Source organism: Citrobacter freundii complex sp. 2024EL-00216 (genome assembly GCF_043945515.1).
Taxonomy (GTDB): Bacteria; Pseudomonadota; Gammaproteobacteria; order Enterobacterales; family Enterobacteriaceae; genus Citrobacter; species Citrobacter portucalensis.
In genome coordinates, this window is the sequence record NZ_JBIMRA010000022.1 from 39229 (window position 1) to 57500 (window position 18272).

The following is an 18272-nucleotide window of genomic DNA, read 5'->3' on the forward strand; positions in this document are numbered from 1 at the left end:
AGAAGAGCTATGCGACAGCTTCTGCTTCAATGACAGGCACGATGACACTGGCATGATTGCCTTTTGGCCCCTGGTGGACATCAAACTGGACAGACTGTCCGGCTTTTAGCGTTCTGTAACCATCCATCTGAATGGTGGAGTAATGGGCGAAAATATCTTCGCCGCCGCCTTCGGGGCAAATGAAACCAAACCCTTTGGCGTTGTTGAACCACTTAACAGTACCCGTTTCCATACTTCGACATCCTTCGTAAATCTTATATAAGTAAGATGGAATGAACCGGTGGCGGAGTGGGGGCTGTTCAAAACCTCGCCAACTCTCGAGACTACAATTTAGAGAAATCAGGCGGGGCGTCAAGCGCCATGCAGACGGAATAGGGTAAAAATGCATCAAAATTTGAAGCAGTTAACGCTATTGTCGGTTATGTGACAGATGTCGCGGATGGCACTAATAGATGATAGTTATCTAATACTTGAGGTAGATTGATTGTGCGCATAGGCTGCTTGTCAGCGGCAAGATTTTCTGCCGGAAACCGTAACTGAAGATGACGACTGACAATGGGTAAGACGAACGACTGGCTGGATTTCGATCTGCTGGCGGAAGACAAATTGCGCGACGCGCTAAAACCGCCATCTATGTATAAAGTGATATTAGTCAATGATGATTACACTCCGATGGAGTTTGTTATTGACGTGTTACAAAAATTCTTTTCTTATGATGTAGAACGTGCAACGCAACTGATGCTTGCAGTTCACTATCAAGGCAAAGCTATCTGCGGTGTGTTCACTGCCGAAGTGGCTGAAACCAAAGTAGCGATGGTGAACAAATATGCGAGGGAGAACGAGCATCCGTTGCTGTGTACGCTGGAAAAAGCCTGAATGCAGGCATAAACATTGGGGGAGGTGCCTATGCTCAATCAAGAACTGGAACTCAGTTTAAACATGGCTTTCGCCAGAGCGCGCGAGCACCGACATGAGTTTATGACCGTCGAGCACTTGTTACTGGCGTTGCTCAGTAACCCATCGGCCCGCGAAGCGCTGGAAGCGTGTTCTGTGGATCTGGTGGCGCTCCGTCAGGAACTCGAAGCCTTCATTGAACAGACCACACCTGTATTGCCTGCCAGTGAGGAAGAACGCGACACGCAGCCAACGTTGAGTTTTCAGCGTGTACTGCAACGCGCGGTCTTTCATGTTCAGTCCTCCGGGCGTAATGAAGTTACCGGCGCAAATGTGCTGGTCGCTATCTTCAGCGAGCAGGAATCTCAGGCGGCTTATCTGCTGCGTAAGCATGAAGTAAGTCGTCTTGATGTGGTGAATTTTATTTCTCATGGCACGCGCAAAGACGAACCCAGTCAGTCTTCTGACTCTGGGAATCAGCCAAATAACGAAGAGCAAGCTGGCGGGGAGGACCGTATGGAGAACTTCACGACTAACCTTAACCAGCTTGCCCGAGTGGGCGGAATTGATCCGCTCATTGGCCGGGACAAAGAGCTGGAGCGCGCCATTCAGGTACTGTGCCGTCGCAGAAAAAACAACCCGCTGCTGGTGGGAGAGTCTGGTGTCGGTAAAACCGCCATTGCTGAAGGGCTCGCCTGGCGTATCGTCCAGGGTGATGTGCCTGAAATCATGGCTGATTGCACCCTTTACTCCCTGGATATCGGCTCGCTGTTGGCTGGCACCAAATATCGCGGTGATTTTGAGAAACGCTTTAAGGCGCTGCTGAAACAGCTGGAACAGGATACTAACAGTATTCTGTTTATCGATGAGATCCACACCATTATCGGTGCGGGTGCGGCATCGGGCGGCCAGGTGGATGCGGCTAACCTGATCAAGCCGCTGCTCTCCAGCGGTAAGATCCGTGTGATAGGGTCCACAACCTATCAGGAATTCAGCAATATCTTTGAAAAGGACCGTGCGTTAGCGCGCCGTTTCCAGAAAATTGATGTCACTGAGCCATCGGTAGAAGAGACCGTACAGATAATCAACGGTCTGAAACCAAAATACGAAGCGCACCATGATGTCCGCTATACCGCCAAAGCGGTGCGTGCAGCGGTCGAACTGGCGGTGAAATACATTAACGATCGTCATCTGCCGGATAAAGCGATCGACGTGATCGATGAGGCGGGCGCGCGTGCGCGTCTGATGCCGGTCAGCAAGCGCAAGAAAACCGTCAACGTGGCGGATATCGAGTCCGTTGTGGCCCGCATTGCGCGGATCCCGGAGAAGAGCGTTTCGCAGAGCGATCGCGACACGCTGAAAAACCTGGGCAACCGTCTGAAAATGCTGGTATTCGGACAGGATAAAGCCATTGAGGCGCTGACTGAAGCGATCAAAATGAGCCGTGCCGGTCTGGGACACGAGCATAAACCGGTTGGTTCGTTCTTGTTTGCCGGACCAACTGGCGTCGGTAAGACTGAAGTCACGGTGCAGTTGTCCAAAGCACTCGGCATTGAACTACTGCGTTTTGATATGTCCGAGTATATGGAACGCCACACCGTCAGCCGCCTGATTGGTGCGCCTCCGGGGTATGTCGGTTTCGACCAGGGCGGTTTGCTGACCGATGCTGTTATTAAGCATCCGCATGCGGTACTGCTGCTGGATGAAATCGAAAAAGCGCACCCGGACGTCTTTAACCTGCTGCTGCAGGTAATGGATAACGGCACGCTGACCGACAATAACGGGCGTAAAGCGGATTTCCGCAACGTGGTGCTGGTCATGACCACTAACGCCGGTGTACGTGAAACTGAGCGTAAATCGATTGGGTTGATTCATCAGGACAACAGTACTGATGCAATGGGCGAAATCAAAAAAGTGTTTACGCCGGAATTCCGTAACCGTCTCGACAACATTATCTGGTTCGATCATCTCTCTACCGAGGTGATTCATCAGGTTGTTGATAAGTTTATCGTCGAGCTTCAGGTTCAACTGGATCAGAAAGGTGTCTCTCTGGAAGTGAGCCAGGAAGCACGTGACTGGCTGGCAGAGAAAGGCTACGACCGCGCAATGGGCGCACGTCCAATGACGCGTGTGGTCCAGGATAACCTGAAAAAACCATTGGCTAACGAACTGTTGTTTGGTTCGCTGGTGGATGGTGGCCAGGTGACCGTTGCGCTGGATAAAGAGAAAAATGAGCTGACCTATGGTTTCCAGAGTGCACAAAAGCACAAGCCAGAAGCTGCACATTAATCTTTAATCACCTAATCACCTAATCACCTAATCAGCCGGGCATAATGCCCGGTTTTTTTTCGCCTGATAAAAGTGATTTGAATTGGGATATTCAGGGAGTTTAAACGGCAGGCAAAAAATAAGCCTGCGTAAGGGAGATTACGCAGGCTAAGGAGGTGGTTCCTGGTACAGCTAGCATTTATGGGTTATGTTTTTCAGCGGAGGGGATAATACCCTTAATGAACGAAACGGTATGTGATCGATTTCTAAGAATCTTCCGAACGCTGAAAAATAACCGTAATTAACTACTTAGTATGCGGGTTGCGCGTGGACTCACCGGTAAAATTACGCATCAACAATGCATAATTCAGATCGATATCCTCTGGTACTGGCATCCACACGGTGTAACCGTCGCCCGGCGCAACCGGCATGGCTTCACCTTTCGCGTTTTCCATCTGTTCGAGGGTAAAGTTAATGTTGCCCTGTGGGGTCATCAGCTCCAGGCTGTCGCCGACGGTGAATTTGTTTTTCACCAGTACGGCGGCCAGTTCACCTTTACGTTCGCCGGTAAATTCGCCGACAAACTGCTGACGCTCGGAAACAGAGAAGCCGTATTCGTAGTTCTGATAGTCGTCATGGGTATGGCGGCGCAGGAACCCTTCGGTGTAACCACGATGCGCCAGGCCTTCCAGCGTTTCCAGCAGTTGCGGGTCGAACGGTTTACCGGCTGCGGCATCATCAATGGCTTTACGATAGACCTGCGCGGTACGTGCACAGTAATAGTATGACTTGGTGCGGCCTTCGATCTTCAGGGAATGCACGCCCATCTGCGTCAGGCGTTCAACGTGGGCAATGGCACGCAAATCCTTTGAGTTCATGATGTAAGTGCCATGTTCGTCTTCGAACGCGGTCATATACTCACCCGGACGCTGGGCTTCTTCAATCATAAAGACTTTGTCTGTCGGTGCGCCAATACCCAGCGTAGGCTCAACGTTTTGTACCGGAATAGGCTCGTACTTATGCACGATATTGCCCACCACGTCTTCTTTGCCTTCCTGCACGTTGTATTCCCAGCGGCAGGCATTGGTGCAGGTACCCTGGTTAGGGTCACGTTTGTTGATATAGCCAGAAAGCAGGCAACGGCCGGAGTAGGCCATACACAGCGCGCCGTGAACGAAGATCTCAAGCTCCATATCCGGCACCTGGGTGCGGATCTCTTCGATTTCTTCCAGCGACAGCTCGCGGGAGAGGATCACGCGGGTCAGTCCCATCTGCTTCCAGAATTTCACCGTCGCCCAGTTTACGGCGTTAGCCTGTACTGAAAGATGAATGTCCATGTCAGGGAAGTTTTCGCGCACCAGCATAATCAGACCAGGGTCTGACATGATCAGTGCATCCGGCCCCATTTCCACCACCGGTTTCAGATCACGAATGAAGGTCTTCAGCTTGGCATTGTGTGGGGCAATGTTAACCACCACATAGAATTTTTTACCCAGTTCATGGGCTTCATTAATGCCGAGCTGCAGGTTTTCGTGGTTGAATTCGTTGTTGCGTACGCGCAGTGAGTAACGCGGTTGGCCCGCATACACAGCGTCAGCGCCATAGGCGAAAGCGTAACGCATGTTTTTCAGCGTTCCCGCCGGGGAAAGGAGTTCCGGTTTAAACATAATTTTCTCGTTCTGATGACAGGTCAGACTCGCCTCACTCAATGAGGCGGTTAGGGGAGTGCCCCCATATTAAGGGCGGGCATTGTAGCGCTGCGAGGAAGTCAGGTAAAGAAAAACGCCGGGCGACAGCGTTGCGTTACCCGGCTGAGCAAATAATTATCAGGTCTTATCTTTTATCGTCTGACTGACACCATTGGTCTTAACTGAAGCAATACCGGTCTCGCGTGACTGTTCATTCGCATACAGTTGACTGCTACCAATAATCTGGTGGTTTGCAGCTTTCAGGTTGAAATGTAATTTGCCATTAGACGCTGTTTTTTTCTCATAACGCTCATCCAGAGGGCTGTTAGCATGGACAGATGCGATCCCTTTTTCTGCAGCACCTTTTGTAGTGTAAAGCTCACTGGTAAGGATTATTTCCCCGTTCCCAGCTTTAAGAACAAAGCGGTACTGATCATCGCTACTCTTACTTAATTCAAACCAACCAGCCATATGAACTCCTTGATTAAAAGTTTTATATCAAACAGTTATTGACGACAGTATTGTCAGAAAGAGTATGAGCGATATTTGGAGAGTTGCTAGTTACCAGGGCTCACGGAGCAGCGGAGCCCTGAAGGGCAGGAGAGTTTAAGCAATTCGGCAGGCGTCGGCTTCCCAGCGATACCCCACGCCATAGACCGCGCGGATAAACGACTGCTCGGCATCCAGCGACTCCAGCTTGCGTCGCAGGTTCTTAATATGGCTGTCGATGGTGCGGTCGGTAACGACGCGGTAATCGTCATAGAGATGATTGAGCAACTGTTCACGGGAGAACACTTTACCCGGCTCATGTGACAACGTTTTAAGTAAGCGGAATTCGGCGGGCGTTAAATCGAGCATCTTCCCACGCCAGGAGGCCTGAAAACGGCCTTCATCGACGATAAGCGGGCTGTCTGCATCCATTTGTTGCAGTTCGCGCTGCGGTTTGCAGCGGCGTAGAATTGTTTTCACGCGAGCCACGACTTCGCGTGGACTGTAAGGTTTACAAATATAATCATCAGCACCGATCTCCAGCCCCAGCAGGCGATCAATCTCTTCGATTTTAGCGGTTACCATCATGATGGGGACTTCTGAGAAGCGGCGGATTTCCCGACACAGAGTCAGACCGTCGGTACCGGGCAGCATCAGATCCAACAAGATCAGATCGGGCGGCGTTTGGCGCACGTAAGGCAGAACCAGGTCGCCGTGGTTGATCAGCGTAGGGGCATAGCTCGCTGCCCGCAGGTAGTCGATCAGCAGTTGCCCCAGCTTAGGCTCATCTTCCACGATCAGAATACGCGGTGTGTTTTCATCAATGGGTAACTCAGTCATACATCTCTCTGTAAATCGCGTTCCAGCGGTAACTCTACTGTAATGCTAACCCCACCAAAAGGCGAATGGGCGGCACGAATCAGACCATTATGCGCTTGTACGATATTGACACAAATCGCCAGCCCCAACCCGGAACCTCCGCTGGCGCGGTTGCGCGAGCCTTCGGTGCGATAAAATCGTTCAAACAGCTTCTGTAACTGCTCGTCACTTACGCCGGGAGCGGAATCTGCGAAGGTTAATAACACCATGCGTTCGCGTTGTTCGGCGCTGATATGCAACCCGCCACCGCTATCGGTGTAGCGCAGACTGTTTTCCAGCAGGTTGTTGAACAGCTGCATCAGACGATCCCTGTCACCAAATACCGTCATGCTGTCGGGGAGCGAAAGCTGTATGGTCAATCCACGGCTGGCGAAGCGTTCACGAAATGCGCCGCTTGCCACTTCCAATAGGGGGATGAGGTCCAGCGATGTTTTCTGGTAGGCCAGCGCGCCTTCATCTGACATGGAGAGCTGATGAAGGTCGTCAACCAGTTTGGTGAGCGTACCGACTTCAGCCTGCAACGAGGCAACGGAGTCAGGGGTAAACTGGCGGACACCATCCTGAATGGCCTCCAGTTCACCGCGCAACACCGCCAACGGCGTACGCAATTCGTGAGAAATATCGGCCATAAAGTCACGACGCATCTGCTGGTTTTTTTCTAACGTACTGGCGAGCTGGTTGAAGTCCTGCGCCAGCTTGCCCAGCTCATCCGTACTGGTTGGCGTAACGCGAGTGGTGAAATCGCCCGCTGCCAGTTTGTGCGTGCCTTCCACCAACCGCTTAACCGGGGCCAGCAGGCTGCGCGCCAGCGTAAACGTCGCCAGCGCGGCCAGGATCGTGGAGAGCGCAACGATAAGCCAACTGGATCGTCTTTGCTGCATGTCGAAATTGATATCCGTATTCCGCGTTAAACGTTCCACGGGAGAGGCAATCACGGCGCCCACTTCGCTACCGTTAACGCGTATGGGATGGCGCATGCCGTCGCGAGGAACTGGGCCGCGCGGGCCGACAAGCACACGGGCGTTTTGGTCGACAACCCAAAACTGTGTACGCCAGCCGTGCGGCGGCATGCCTGGACCCGGTTTATCATCGTCGTTGTCGTGTTCAAAAGAGCGCAGGATCTGGAAAACAAAACGATCGTTATTGCGTAAGAATCGCCAGTTGCCGTGCTGCTCGTACTGCTCGCTTAATGCGTCGCTGAGCATTTGCAGCCGCTGCTCGTTGCCGTGCTTGATATAGTCAATAAAACCACGTTCGAAGCTAATGCGTACGGCCCAGTGCATGCTGATCAGCAACACAATGCAGGTGGCGAAAATCGCCAGAAACAGTTTGCCGGTGATACCGGGCCGCCAGAACTTCATCAGGTGCTCCTTTTGCGCCGTGAAATCACCGCGTTGGTTTGCGTGTCGTTCGGCACGCGGGCAAAAATAATGGCGGGCAGCGCAATAATGAAGGCGATGCACAGCCAGGTATACATAAAGACGGTATGCGTACTTCCGCTGTCGATGGCGATAAGCTGTTGGCCGAACATGCCCAGCAGCAGGCCTGCGATGGTCACACCAATACTCATCGATAGCTGCATGATCATCGACAGCAGGCTGTTACCGCTGCTGGCCAGATCGTCAGGCAGATCTTTTAACGTAAGCGTATTCATGGATGAAAAACGCGTTGAGTTGACCATTCCCTGTAAAAACAGCACGAAGGGCAGGGCGTAATACCAGCCCAGCAGTGCCGTGGTCATTAGCAACAGACTGACCAGCGACAGGCCAAGCGTAGTAATAATCAGTACACGACGGTAACCAAAGCGGTTAACGACCTGCACCACAATGCGCTTCATGCCCATACTGCCCAGCACCATCGGGATCATCATCAGCCCGGCATGAAAAGGTGAAAAACCGAGGCCAATCTGTAAAAACACCGGTGTCATAAACGGCAACATGCCGCTGCCGATGCGTCCGGCAAAACTGCCGAACAGACCTAGCGAGAAGGTTGGTGTGCGAAACAGATTCAGGCTGAATAGCGCACGTGGATTACGATGGGCGTGTTTCAGATACAGCGCAATAGCCAACACCCCGCAGATAACCAACGCCGCCAGCGTGATACTGGAGAGGCCGGTTCCTTTGCTGCCATCGAGCGCCAGCGTCAGTACCGCCATGCCGACCGCCAGCATCGCGAACCCTGAGAGGTCGAAACGTCGGGTTTGCATGGTGTAGTTGGGCATCAGCATTAACGTCGCTATCGCGCCGACAATGCCTACCGGAATGTTAATCAAAAATATCCAGTGCCAGGAGGCGTATTCAACCAGAATTCCGCCTAACGCCGGGCCCAGCAGCGGGCCGATTTGACCGGGTAAAGTGACAAACGTCATTGCCGCCATATATTGCTCACGCGGGACGATTTTCATCACCGTTAGCCTGCCGACCGGCACCATCATCGCACCGCCAACGCCTTGTAAGAGGCGCGCCATCACCAGCTCGTTGAGCGTGCTGGACCCGGCACAAAACAGCGAGCCAAGCGTAAACAGGATGATGGCGGTGAAGAAGATATTACGCACGCCAACTTTGTCCGCCAGCCATCCGCTGGCGGGCAGCATCACGGCAACAGTTAAAACATATGACACAATGACCATATGCATGTGTAACGGGCTTTCCTCGAGGCTTGCCGCCATCGAGGGAAGCGCGGTGTTAACGATGGTGGTATCCAGCGACTGCATAAAAAAGCCAAATGCCACAATCCAAAGTTGCCAGCGGGTGCTGTCGGGAAGTTCTGTCATAACTCTGCTACCGGTTTGCTGTTTTTACGCGAAAAACGCAGACGCAGACGGTCGAAAAAGAGATAGACCACGGGCGTGGTGTACAGCGTCAGGAGCTGGCTCACGACCAGCCCACCGACAATGGTTATCCCCAAAGGCTGACGCAGTTCAGAGCCATCGCCTGCGGATAACACCAACGGCAACGCGCCAAACAACGCCGCCAGCGTGGTCATCATTATTGGGCGAAAGCGCAACAAGCAGGCCTGGAAAATAGCTTCTTCCGGCTGTAGCTTGCCGTTTCTCTGCGCTTCCAGCGCAAAATCGACCATCATGATGGCGTTTTTCTTCACAATGCCAATTAATAGCATGATCCCTATCAGGGCGATTAGGCTGAATGGGGCATTGAACAGCTCCAGCGCTAACAACGCCCCGACGCCAGCCGAAGGTAGCGTGGAGAGAATGGTCAGCGGATGGACATAGCTTTCATACAGCATACCCAGCACGATATAAACCGTGGCGATGGCGGCGATAATCAGGATCACCTGCGAATTCATGGTGTCCTGAAATACCTGTGCGGTACCGGCAAAGCTACCGCGAACCGTGGAAGGGACGCCTAGCTGGGTCATGGTTCTGTTGATGGCCTCTGTCGCTTCTGACAGTGAAGAACCTGTCGGCAGGTTAAACGACACGGTTGAGGCGGCAGACAAACCCTGATGATTCACAGACAGCGGCGCATTCGCCGGCTGCCATTTAGCAAAGTACGATAACGGGATCGCTTTACCGTCATTGTTGATGACGAACATTTTGTCCAGTGCGCTGATGTCCTGGGTGTAACGTCGATCGACCTCCATCACCACTTTGTACTGGTTCATCGGCTGATAGATGGTAGAGATCTGTCGTTGTCCGAAAGCATTATTCAACAGGCTGTTGGCGGCTGCCACGTCGATCCCCAGACGAGACATGGTGTCGCGATCGTAAATCAGATTCATCTCCGCGCCATTGTCCTGCTGATCGGAGTTGACGTCTGCCAGTTGGGGCAGGGCGGCAAGCGCCTTACGGATCTTCGGTTCCCACTCACGCAACGCCGCGAGATCGTCGGACAGCAATGTGTATTGATAGCTGGCGTTGGCCTGACGTCCACCAACGCGAATATCTTGCACCGCCATTAAAAACAGATTCGCACCTGGCTCTTTTGAAAGCGCGACGCGCAGGCGGTCGATCACCTGTTGAGCGGTTTCACGGCGTTCATCGCGTGGCTTGAGGGTAATAAACATCATCCCGCTGTTGACCCGCGAACCACCGGTAAAACCGGTGACGTTATTCACCGCCGGGTCGTCGCGGATGATCTTCATAAAGTCCTGCAGTTTGCCGCGCATGGCCTGAAATGAGATGCTCTGGTCGGCCTGGATCCCACCCATCAATACACCCGTATCCTGCTCCGGGAAGAAGGTTTTGGGGATGGAAATATAAAGCCAGATATTCAGCGCGATGGTACCGAGTAACACCACGCCTACCAGCCGCGTATGGCGCAGCACCCATTTAAGCGAGGTACCGTAACTCTGTTGCAGCGCCACCAGCATACGACCAAAACCCCGTTTGCGAGACTGTTCGCGCGGGGTGCTGGATTTGAGCATCCAGCCGCACATCATTGGCGTTAATGTCAGCGACACCAGCAGCGAGATACCGATAGCAACCGACAGCGTGACGGCAAATTCGCGTAGCAAGCGCCCAGGCAATCCGCCCATTAACAGCAGTGGCAGGAACACCGCCACCAGCGACAGACTCATGGAGAGCACGGTGAATCCCACTTCGCGCGTACCCTGTAACGCCGCCTGGAGCGGCTTCATTCCTGCTTCCAGGTGGCGGGCAATATTTTCCAGCACAACGATGGCGTCATCGACGACAAATCCCGTAGCAATGGTGAGCGCCATCAACGACAGGTTGTTCAGGCTGAATCCACACAGATACATGGCGGCAAAGGTACCGATCAGCGAGACCGGAACTGCTACCGCGGGGATCAGCGTCGCACGCCCGGAGCGCAGGAAAATAAAGACCACCAGGATAACCAGCGCCACGGAGATAATCAGCGTCTGTTCGACTTCTTCCAGCGAGGCGCGAATAGTCGGCGAGCGGTCCTGGGCGATTTGCAGATCGATGGCGGCCGGGACCAGCGTTTGTAACTCCGGCAATTTGGCGCGAATGCTGTCTACCGTCTGAATGATATTGGCTTCCGGTAGCTTGCGGATCATCAACAGAATGGCCGGTTTGGCATTGGTCATCCCCGTGTTGCGTACGTCCTGCACCGAGTCGGTTACAGACGCAACGTCGCCCAGTCGCACGGCCGCGCCGTTATTGTAGTGGATGATAATCGGCTGGTATTCGGCGGCGGTTTTCAGCTCATCGTTGGTTTGTACCTGCCAACGGTGGGTATCATTCTCGATAGCGCCCTGCGGCTTACGCACATTGGCGTTGTCAATTGCGCTACGCACGTCGTCCAGCGACACGCCTTGGTTAAATAGCGCCTGCGGATTAAGCCCTACTCGCACCGCAGGCAGTGAGCTGCCTCCAACGTCCACGTCGCCCACGCCGTCGATCTGTGCGATGGTCTGCGCCAGTTGTGTTGATGCGAAATCGTACAATTCACCTTGCGAGTACGTGTCCGACGTCAGCGTCAGGATCATGATTGGCGCATCGGAAGGGTTGGCTTTGCGATACGTTGGTCGGCTCGGCATCCCGCTGGGTAGCAGACTTTGCGCGGCGTTAATTGCGGCCTGAACGTCCCGCGCCGCGCCATTGATGTCACGGTCGAATTTGAATTCGAGAATAATACGCGTACTGCCAAGTGAACTGCTCGAAGTCATTTCGTTCACGCCCGCAATGCGCCCCAGCGAGCGCTCCAGCGGAGTTGCGACCGAGGACGCCATCGTTTCGGGTGAGGCACCCGGTAACGATGCGCTGACCATGATCACCGGAAAATCCACCTGCGGTAGCGGAGCGACCGGCAGCAGACGAAATCCGAGTATGCCGCACAGGGTGATGGCTACCGAAATAAGAATGGTCGCCACCGGACGATGAATGAAAAGCGCGAAAAATTTCATTTACGCTTCCTCTTCCTGACGCGGGAAGCGGCTTTTCACGTACAGTGACAGACGGTCAAACAGCAGATAAATCACCGGGGTGGTAAACAGGGTTAATACCTGACTCACCAACAGCCCACCGACCATGCCAATACCTAATGGGCGACGTAACTCTGCACCCACGCCGGTACTTAACATCAGTGGCAACGCGCCGAGCAGTGCCGCCAGTGTAGTCATCAGGATCGGGCGAAAACGCAGCAGACAGGCCTGGAAAATGGCATCGCGTGGTGACATTCCCTGTTCGCGCTCCGCAGCCAGGGCGAAGTCGATCATCATGATGGCGTTTTTCTTGACGATACCGATGAGCAAAATAATGCCGATAATCGCGATGACGTCCAGTTCGCTCCCGGCAATCATTAATGCCAGGAGCGCCCCGACGCCCGCCGTCGGCAACGTGGAGAGAATAGTAATTGGGTGAATAAAGCTCTCATACAGCACACCCAGTACGATATACATCGCGACAACCGCAGCCACAATCAACCAGATGGTATTTCCCAGCGCGGCCTGGAAAGCGAGCGTACTGCCCTGGAACTGGGTGGTAATATTGGCGGGCAGGTTAAGCGTTTTTTCGGCATCCAGAATCGCCTGTACCGCATCACCCAGCGACCACTCGTCTGGCACGTTGAACGAGATGGTGGTGACCGGGAACTGATCGAGGTGGTTAATCGACAGCGGGGCAAAACGCTGTTCAATACTGGCGATCGCGCTGAGCGGTACTATGCCGCCGTCGCTACTGGTCAGACGAATTGTATCCAGTGCCGCAAGCCCTGGCGTATTGTTGGTGTCATGTTCTAACACCACGCGATACTGATTTGCCTGGGTGTAGATGGTTGAAATCAGTCGCTGGCCGAAGGCGTTGTACAGGGCGTTGTCGACATCTGACATGCTGATGCCCAAACGGCTGGCGCTGTCGCGATTGACGTTCACATACGCTACCAGCCCTTTGTCCTGCCAGTCGCTACTGACATCGGACAGTTGCGGTAGCTGATTTAGTTTTGCTATCAGCTGTGGAACCCAGATGCTGAGGGCATCAAGGGATGTCGCTTGCAGCGTGAACTGATATTGCGTCCGGCTGACCTGAGTATCAATCGTCAGGTCCTGAGTGGGCTGAAGATAAAGGTCAACGCCGGGAACTCTGTCAACCGCATCCTGTAGGCGCGCAATCACTTTCTGCACCCGATCGTCGCGTTCATCCAGCGGCTTAAGGTTGATTTGTAAGCGCGCGCTGTTCAATGCCGTATTAGTGCCGTCCACACCGACAAAAGCGGTCAGGCTTTCTACCGCCGGATCTTTCAGAATGACATCTGAAACCTGACGCTGGCGCTGGGCCATGCTGGCAAATGAGCTGGACTGCGGTGCCTGTAGCGTGCCCTGGATAATGCCGTTATCCTGGATCGGAAAGAAGCCTTTGGGGATAAAGACCCATAGCATAACGCTCAGCGCCAGCGTGCCGAGCGCAACGCTCAGCGTGAGCCACGGATGGTTGAGCACTTTCGCCAGCCAGTGGCCGTACCCGGCAATAACGCGATCAAACATGCGCTCTGAGGCACGGGAGAAGCGGTTTTGCTTACGCAATGAGGCCTGATTCAGCATACGCGCGCACATCATCGGCGTAAGAGTGAGCGAGACAACGGCGGAAATCAGAATCGCTATGGCCAGCGTCACAGCGAACTCCCGGAATAATCGACCTACGATATCACCCATAAACAGCAGTGGGATCAGTACGGCGATCAGTGAAAATGTCAGAGAGATGATGGTAAAACCAATCTCGCCCGCGCCCTTCAGGGCAGCAGTCAGCGGTTTTTCGCCTTTTTCGATATAGCGTGAAATATTCTCGATAACCACGATAGCGTCATCCACCACAAAACCTGTCGCAATGGTTAGCGCCATGAGGGTCAGGTTGTTGATGGAGAAATCAAGAAATACCATCACCGCGAAAGTACCGATTAACGATAACGGTACGGCGACCGCAGGAATAATGGTTGCCGGAATATTGCGCAAAAACAGGTAGATAATCATGACTACCAGCGCAATCGCCAGCATCAACTCAAATTGGGTATCCGCTACGGACGCACGAATATTGGTTGTACGATCGGAAAGTACGCTGACCTTAACCGATTTGGGCAGGCTCTCGGTGAGCTGCGGCAGCATCTGGCGGATACTGTCTGCCGTGGAGATGATGTTTGCGCCAGGTTGGCGCTGAACATTCATTACTATAGCTTGTTGCTTATTGGCCCATGCGCCCAGCCAGCTGTTTTCGGCCCCTTGCTCAACGGTGGCGACATCGCCCAGACGAACCGGTGCCCCGTTTTTATAGGCAACAATGAGCTGACGATATTCATCCGCGGACTGCATCTGGTCGTTGGCTGAAAGGGTAACGGCACGCGTTGGACCATCAAGACTCCCTTTTGCCGAATTGACGTTGGCACCGGTAATGGCCGTACGGATGGTTTCGCTGGTCAGACCGAGTGCGGCAATAGCCTGAGCGTTAAGCTTCACGCGGACCGCCGGACGTTGCCCACCAGAAAGTGTTACCAGACCCACGCCGGAGACCTGAGAGATTTTCTGCGCGACGCGGGTTTCGACCATATCTTCCACCTGCGTCATCGGCATGGCGCTGGATGTTACCGCCAGCGTCATGATCGGTGGATCTGCCGGGTTTACCTTGCTGTAGACCGGAGGGTTAGGGAGATCGCTGGGTAATAAATTGGTGGCGGCGTTAATCGCGGCCTGAACTTCCTGCTCGGCAACATCCAACGGGAGCGTCAGTTGAAACTGTAACGTAACGACCGATGCGCCACCGGAGCTTTGTGATGACATCTGTTTTAAGCCAGACATCTGTCCAAACTGGCGTTCAAGCGGTGCGGTGACCGCCGAGGTCATGACGTCCGGGCTGGCGCCGGGGTAGAGCGTAACGACCTGAATCGTGGGGTAATCCACTTCAGGTAAGGCAGCGATTGGCAGGAAGCGATAACCGATAATACCGGCAAGCAAAATCGCGACCATCAGCAGCGTGGTGGCGACGGGGCGCAGAATAAACAGGCGCGATGGTCCGCCTGTGTTGTCCGGAGGTAACACCTGCATCAGGAGTTAGCTCCTTTTTTGCCGTATCCGCGTGGCGCTGTTTTCTCGTCCTGAACAGAGGCGTCGTGCGCCTCAACGACTTCGACTTTTGCGCCTTCCGTCAGACGGTCAATCCCGTCGGTCACGACCCGATCGCCCGCAGAAAGCCCGGCGGCAATCACCACTTTTTGGCTATCCTGAATACCCGGTTTAACCAGGTGTTTGCTCACTTTATTGTCGCTATTCAGTACCCAGACAAAATGGCCTTCGTTACCCATTTGCAGGGCGGCAGTTGGGATCACAACGGCATTTTGTTGTGTGTCGACCAGCATGCGGGCGTTAACGAACTGGTTAGGGAATAAAGCATCATCCTGATTGTTAAAACGAGCCTTAACTTTGATTGTTCCGGTGGTGGCATCAATCTGATTGTCGAGACTGAGCAGGACACCTTCGCTCAGCTTTTGCGAATTGGTTCGGTCCCAGGCTTCGACCTTCAGCTGGCTCCCCGATTTTTGTGCCTGCAACACGGTAGCAATGTCGTTTTCAGGCAACGTAAATATCAGGTCGATGGGATGCGTTTGCGTAATGACGACGATTCCGGTGGTATCGCCGCTGGAAATTTGGTTACCGACATCGACCTGTTTCAGGCCGACACGACCATCGACAGGCGCGGTTATCCGGCTCCAGTCGAGCTGCAACTGAGCGCTGGCGACACTGGCTTCATCCGCTTTGATTGTGCCTAACGTCTCATTGACCAGCGCCTGCTGGGCATCCAGCTCCTGACGGGAGACCAGATTGGTTTTGACCAACTGTTGATAGCGGGCAAGATCGCGACGGGCATTCGCCAGCGTGGCTTTATCTTTTGCCAGTTGTCCCTGCGCCTGAGCCAGAGCAACTTTGAACTGGCTGGGATCTATCTCTGCCAGCAGGTCGCCGGCTTTTACTTGTTGTCCTTCCTCAAAGTGTAAGGCGATGAGTTGGCCATCCACCCGACTACGCACCGTGGCGGTATTTGCGGCAGTAACGGTCCCCAGCCCTGTCAGATAGCGTGGCACGGCTTCCTCGGTGGCGGTGGCAGCCTGCACGGGAGCCAACGGTCCGGAGCGCATTCCACGCCGTCCTGACCCCGCAGTGTGCTGCGCGGGTTTGGTTGCGCCCGGTGCGGTTCCCTGGGATGCGCTACGGCTTTGCCAGAACCAGATGGCGGCGACGGCGGCCACGACGATCACGATTGCTATCACCCTGCGGGATTTATTACTGCCTTTCATTGTTATGAGTTTCTCATCCTGAAACGATTCGCGGAATGATACTAGTTTAGCCAGTGAACAAGGGAGAAAAATGGAGGAATTATGAAACACTGTCGGGATTCGTCTGAATGCTGACGCGGCTTTGCGAGGCGTTACGCAACAATCGGTGGTGAAGATAGCGAATACGCAATTGTGCGATAGAGTGCTGACAAGGCAAAAAGGAGGAAAGCCAGAGATTTCAGCAGGACGCTGGAACAGGAAAGCCCCTCCCGAGGAAGGGGCCAAAATAAGGAAAGGGTTATGATGAAGCAGGTCATCATACTGGTGATACTCTTAGTCATTAGCTTCGCGGCTTACTAAGACACCAGGGGGAGGGGAAACCCTCCCTAACCCTCACTCCTGAAAATAAGCCACAGCAAGGATGATGTCAATACGCACACTTTTCAGCATGCGAGCGGCTTAGCGGAAAACAACGTCAGCCCAGCGGGCCAGTCCGGCGGTGACAGAACCGAAGTCATCGCCACCCGCGATAGGGATCCCGGGAAGCTGCTGGGCGAGGGCTTTTTTAATCAGCGGCGAACGCGCGCTGCCGCCGGTCAGATAAATCACGTCCGGTTTTTCCTGTGCATTGTCCAGCGCCAGCTGGACCTGCTCCAGAATACGCGCCAGGGGCTGATTGAGCGCAGCTTCCAGTCCGTGTTGATTGATATCGGTTGCCAGCGTGTCGCTGATAAACGGTATCGCCGCCGTTACAATGGTCTGGTCGGAAAGTGCGATTTTGCTCTCTTCTGCACTGCGCACCAGGCGATAGCTCAGACGCTCGCGCCAGACTTTAAGCAGCAGAGCGACTTTATCGGCTTCTCTCGCGTCGCGGACAAGATCGTTGAGCAGTCGACCGTTGGCGCTGCTATAGAAATCACTTTGCGCGGGAACGTCGTTGATTGCGACCGCGTTCCACCAGGGGAGAATCGGTAAGGCGATACCTTTTTCAGTCTCACCGCCCATACCCAGCAGCGGCATCAGGTGTTTAAACGCCAGCGCGATATCCAGATCGTTCCCGCCTACGCGGCAGCCACTGTGTCCCAGCAGGCTGTTTTCGCGATCGGCGCGCTGATGCCATTGCGGCCCCATCAGCAGCAGTGAACAGTCAGTCGTACCCCCGCCGATATCCACCACCAACACGCGTTTTTCTTCCTGCAGCGTCGCTTCGTAATCCAGTCCCGCCGCTACCGGCTCGTACTGGAAGACGACATCCTGAAAACCGGCGCGTTTGGCCGCACGTTCAAGAATGCCCTGCGCCTGGGTGTTGGCGTCATCGCCACCTAATCCCTGGAAGTTGATGGGCCGACCAATCACGGCCTGAGTGATAGCTTCCGGCAGCTGGCTTTGCGCCTGGTTGCGAATGTGCAGCATCATTGCGCAGACCAGATCTTCAAAAAGCGCAACCTGCTGCGGCTTCAGACCGCTGGCACCCAAAAATGATTTTGGTGATTTAACGAAGTACACCTCTTCCGGGTCTTCAATATACTGACCCAGCGATGCCAGACCGAACTGCACGCTGTTGGCGTTAACGTCGATGTCTTCTTCGCGGTTGTAGCGCATCGCACGGCGAAGCAGCGCCTGCGTTTCATCGTCCGTAGTTGGGATGTCATGATGGCGATACAGCCACTCGCTAACCGCTTCGCGCGTTGGTGCGCACAGCATTGAGGGTAGCAGCGTGCTGTTATTTTCCATTTTGAGCAGGTGAGGCTGCCCATCACGCATAACGGCCACTGAACAGTTTGCCGTACCGTAGTCAAAACCAATAAACACCGTAAAAATCCCCATGCCAGTGAAGAAGGGGCGTGACTTTAAC

Annotated in this window: 13 protein-coding genes; 3 read left to right on the plus strand and 10 right to left on the minus strand. The window is 53.9% G+C overall.

The genetic code is table 11. The annotated features are described in order from the left end of the window. Nucleotides 1-7: 7 nt before the first annotated feature. A complete protein-coding gene (gene cspD / locus ACHHZ7_RS20950) occupies nt 8-232 on the minus strand; it encodes a cold shock-like protein CspD (protein WP_003036813.1) in 225 nt (74 codons plus the stop codon). 323 nt (nt 233-555) lie between these two features. On the opposite strand from cspD, the gene clpS reads away from it, so the two are divergent. Together clpS and clpA are read left to right on the plus strand one after the other, a co-directional pair. Beyond that, entirely contained in the window at nt 556-876 is a 321-nt protein-coding gene (gene clpS, locus ACHHZ7_RS20955; protein ID WP_003036810.1) for an ATP-dependent Clp protease adapter ClpS, read from the plus strand. Nucleotides 877-906: 30 nt separating this feature from the next. Then, nucleotides 907-3183, plus strand: a complete 2277-nt coding sequence (clpA, locus tag ACHHZ7_RS20960) for an ATP-dependent Clp protease ATP-binding subunit ClpA (RefSeq protein ID WP_003036804.1) — start codon at nt 907-909, stop codon at nt 3181-3183. A 284-nt stretch (nt 3184-3467) separates the two neighbouring features. Here clpA and yegQ read toward each other — a convergent pair whose 3' ends face one another. The 8 genes from yegQ to ACHHZ7_RS21000 all read right to left on the minus strand — a co-directional run bounded on the left by yegQ (nt 3468) and on the right by ACHHZ7_RS21000 (nt 16438). After that, nucleotides 3468-4829 (minus strand): tRNA 5-hydroxyuridine modification protein YegQ, encoded by a 1362-nt coding sequence (gene yegQ, locus ACHHZ7_RS20965; RefSeq protein ID WP_032943948.1) that lies wholly within the window; start codon nt 4827-4829, stop codon nt 3468-3470. A 159-nt stretch (nt 4830-4988) separates the two neighbouring features. Continuing rightward, nucleotides 4989-5321, minus strand: coding sequence for a YegP family protein (locus ACHHZ7_RS20970; RefSeq protein WP_008785215.1), 333 nt, complete (start codon nt 5319-5321; stop codon nt 4989-4991). A 135-nt stretch (nt 5322-5456) separates the two neighbouring features. Continuing rightward, nucleotides 5457-6179, minus strand: a complete 723-nt coding sequence (baeR, locus tag ACHHZ7_RS20975) for a two-component system response regulator BaeR (RefSeq protein WP_032943946.1) — start codon at nt 6177-6179, stop codon at nt 5457-5459. Next, nucleotides 6176-7579 carry a two-component system sensor histidine kinase BaeS gene (gene baeS / locus ACHHZ7_RS20980; protein WP_003834277.1) on the minus strand — a complete coding sequence of 468 codons (1404 nt, stop codon included), beginning with the start codon at nt 7577-7579 and terminating at the stop codon, nt 6176-6178. The genes baeR and baeS overlap by 4 nt, the downstream gene beginning before the upstream one ends. After that, nucleotides 7579-8991 (minus strand): MFS transporter, encoded by a 1413-nt coding sequence (locus ACHHZ7_RS20985; RefSeq protein ID WP_060683564.1) that lies wholly within the window; start codon nt 8989-8991, stop codon nt 7579-7581. The genes baeS and ACHHZ7_RS20985 overlap by 1 nt, the downstream gene beginning before the upstream one ends. Next, a complete protein-coding gene (gene mdtC / locus ACHHZ7_RS20990) occupies nt 8988-12068 on the minus strand; it encodes a multidrug efflux RND transporter permease subunit MdtC (protein WP_192463876.1) in 3081 nt (1026 codons plus the stop codon). Before mdtC ends, ACHHZ7_RS20985 begins: the two co-directional genes overlap by 4 nt. Further along, a complete protein-coding gene (locus ACHHZ7_RS20995) occupies nt 12069-15191 on the minus strand; it encodes an MdtB/MuxB family multidrug efflux RND transporter permease subunit (protein ID WP_060683566.1) in 3123 nt (1040 codons plus the stop codon). Next, nucleotides 15191-16438 carry an MdtA/MuxA family multidrug efflux RND transporter periplasmic adaptor subunit gene (locus ACHHZ7_RS21000; RefSeq protein WP_060683567.1) on the minus strand — a complete coding sequence of 416 codons (1248 nt, stop codon included), beginning with the start codon at nt 16436-16438 and terminating at the stop codon, nt 15191-15193. The genes ACHHZ7_RS20995 and ACHHZ7_RS21000 overlap by 1 nt, the downstream gene beginning before the upstream one ends. A gap of 279 nt (nt 16439-16717) precedes the next feature. Here ACHHZ7_RS21000 and ACHHZ7_RS21005 point away from each other — a divergent pair, with 279 nt between their 5' ends. Then, on the plus strand, nt 16718-16777 hold the full coding sequence (locus tag ACHHZ7_RS21005; RefSeq protein ID WP_100280300.1) for a type I toxin-antitoxin system Ibs family toxin: 60 nt from the start codon (nt 16718-16720) through the stop codon (nt 16775-16777). A gap of 99 nt (nt 16778-16876) precedes the next feature. Here ACHHZ7_RS21005 and yegD read toward each other — a convergent pair whose 3' ends face one another. Further along, a complete protein-coding gene (yegD, locus tag ACHHZ7_RS21010; protein WP_032943940.1) occupies nt 16877-18229 on the minus strand; it encodes a molecular chaperone in 1353 nt (450 codons plus the stop codon). Nucleotides 18230-18272 lie beyond the last annotated feature (43 nt).

Coding starts and splice junctions, on each gene's coding strand:
- ACHHZ7_RS20970 (WP_008785215.1), bottom strand. CDS start 5,321: ATGGCTGGTTGGTTTGAATTAAGTAAGAGTAGCGATGATCAGTACCGC.
- mdtC (WP_192463876.1), bottom strand. CDS start 12,068: ATGAAATTTTTCGCGCTTTTCATTCATCGTCCGGTGGCGACCATTCTT.
- clpA (WP_003036804.1), top strand. CDS start 907: ATGCTCAATCAAGAACTGGAACTCAGTTTAAACATGGCTTTCGCCAGA.
- ACHHZ7_RS21000 (WP_060683567.1), bottom strand. CDS start 16,438: ATGAAAGGCAGTAATAAATCCCGCAGGGTGATAGCAATCGTGATCGTC.
- ACHHZ7_RS20995 (WP_060683566.1), bottom strand. CDS start 15,191: ATGCAGGTGTTACCTCCGGACAACACAGGCGGACCATCGCGCCTGTTT.
- yegQ (WP_032943948.1), bottom strand. CDS start 4,829: ATGTTTAAACCGGAACTCCTTTCCCCGGCGGGAACGCTGAAAAACATG.
- ACHHZ7_RS20985 (WP_060683564.1), bottom strand. CDS start 8,991: ATGACAGAACTTCCCGACAGCACCCGCTGGCAACTTTGGATTGTGGCA.
- baeS (WP_003834277.1), bottom strand. CDS start 7,579: ATGAAGTTCTGGCGGCCCGGTATCACCGGCAAACTGTTTCTGGCGATT.
- clpS (WP_003036810.1), top strand. CDS start 556: ATGGGTAAGACGAACGACTGGCTGGATTTCGATCTGCTGGCGGAAGAC.
- baeR (WP_032943946.1), bottom strand. CDS start 6,179: ATGACTGAGTTACCCATTGATGAAAACACACCGCGTATTCTGATCGTG.
- cspD (WP_003036813.1), bottom strand. CDS start 232: ATGGAAACGGGTACTGTTAAGTGGTTCAACAACGCCAAAGGGTTTGGT.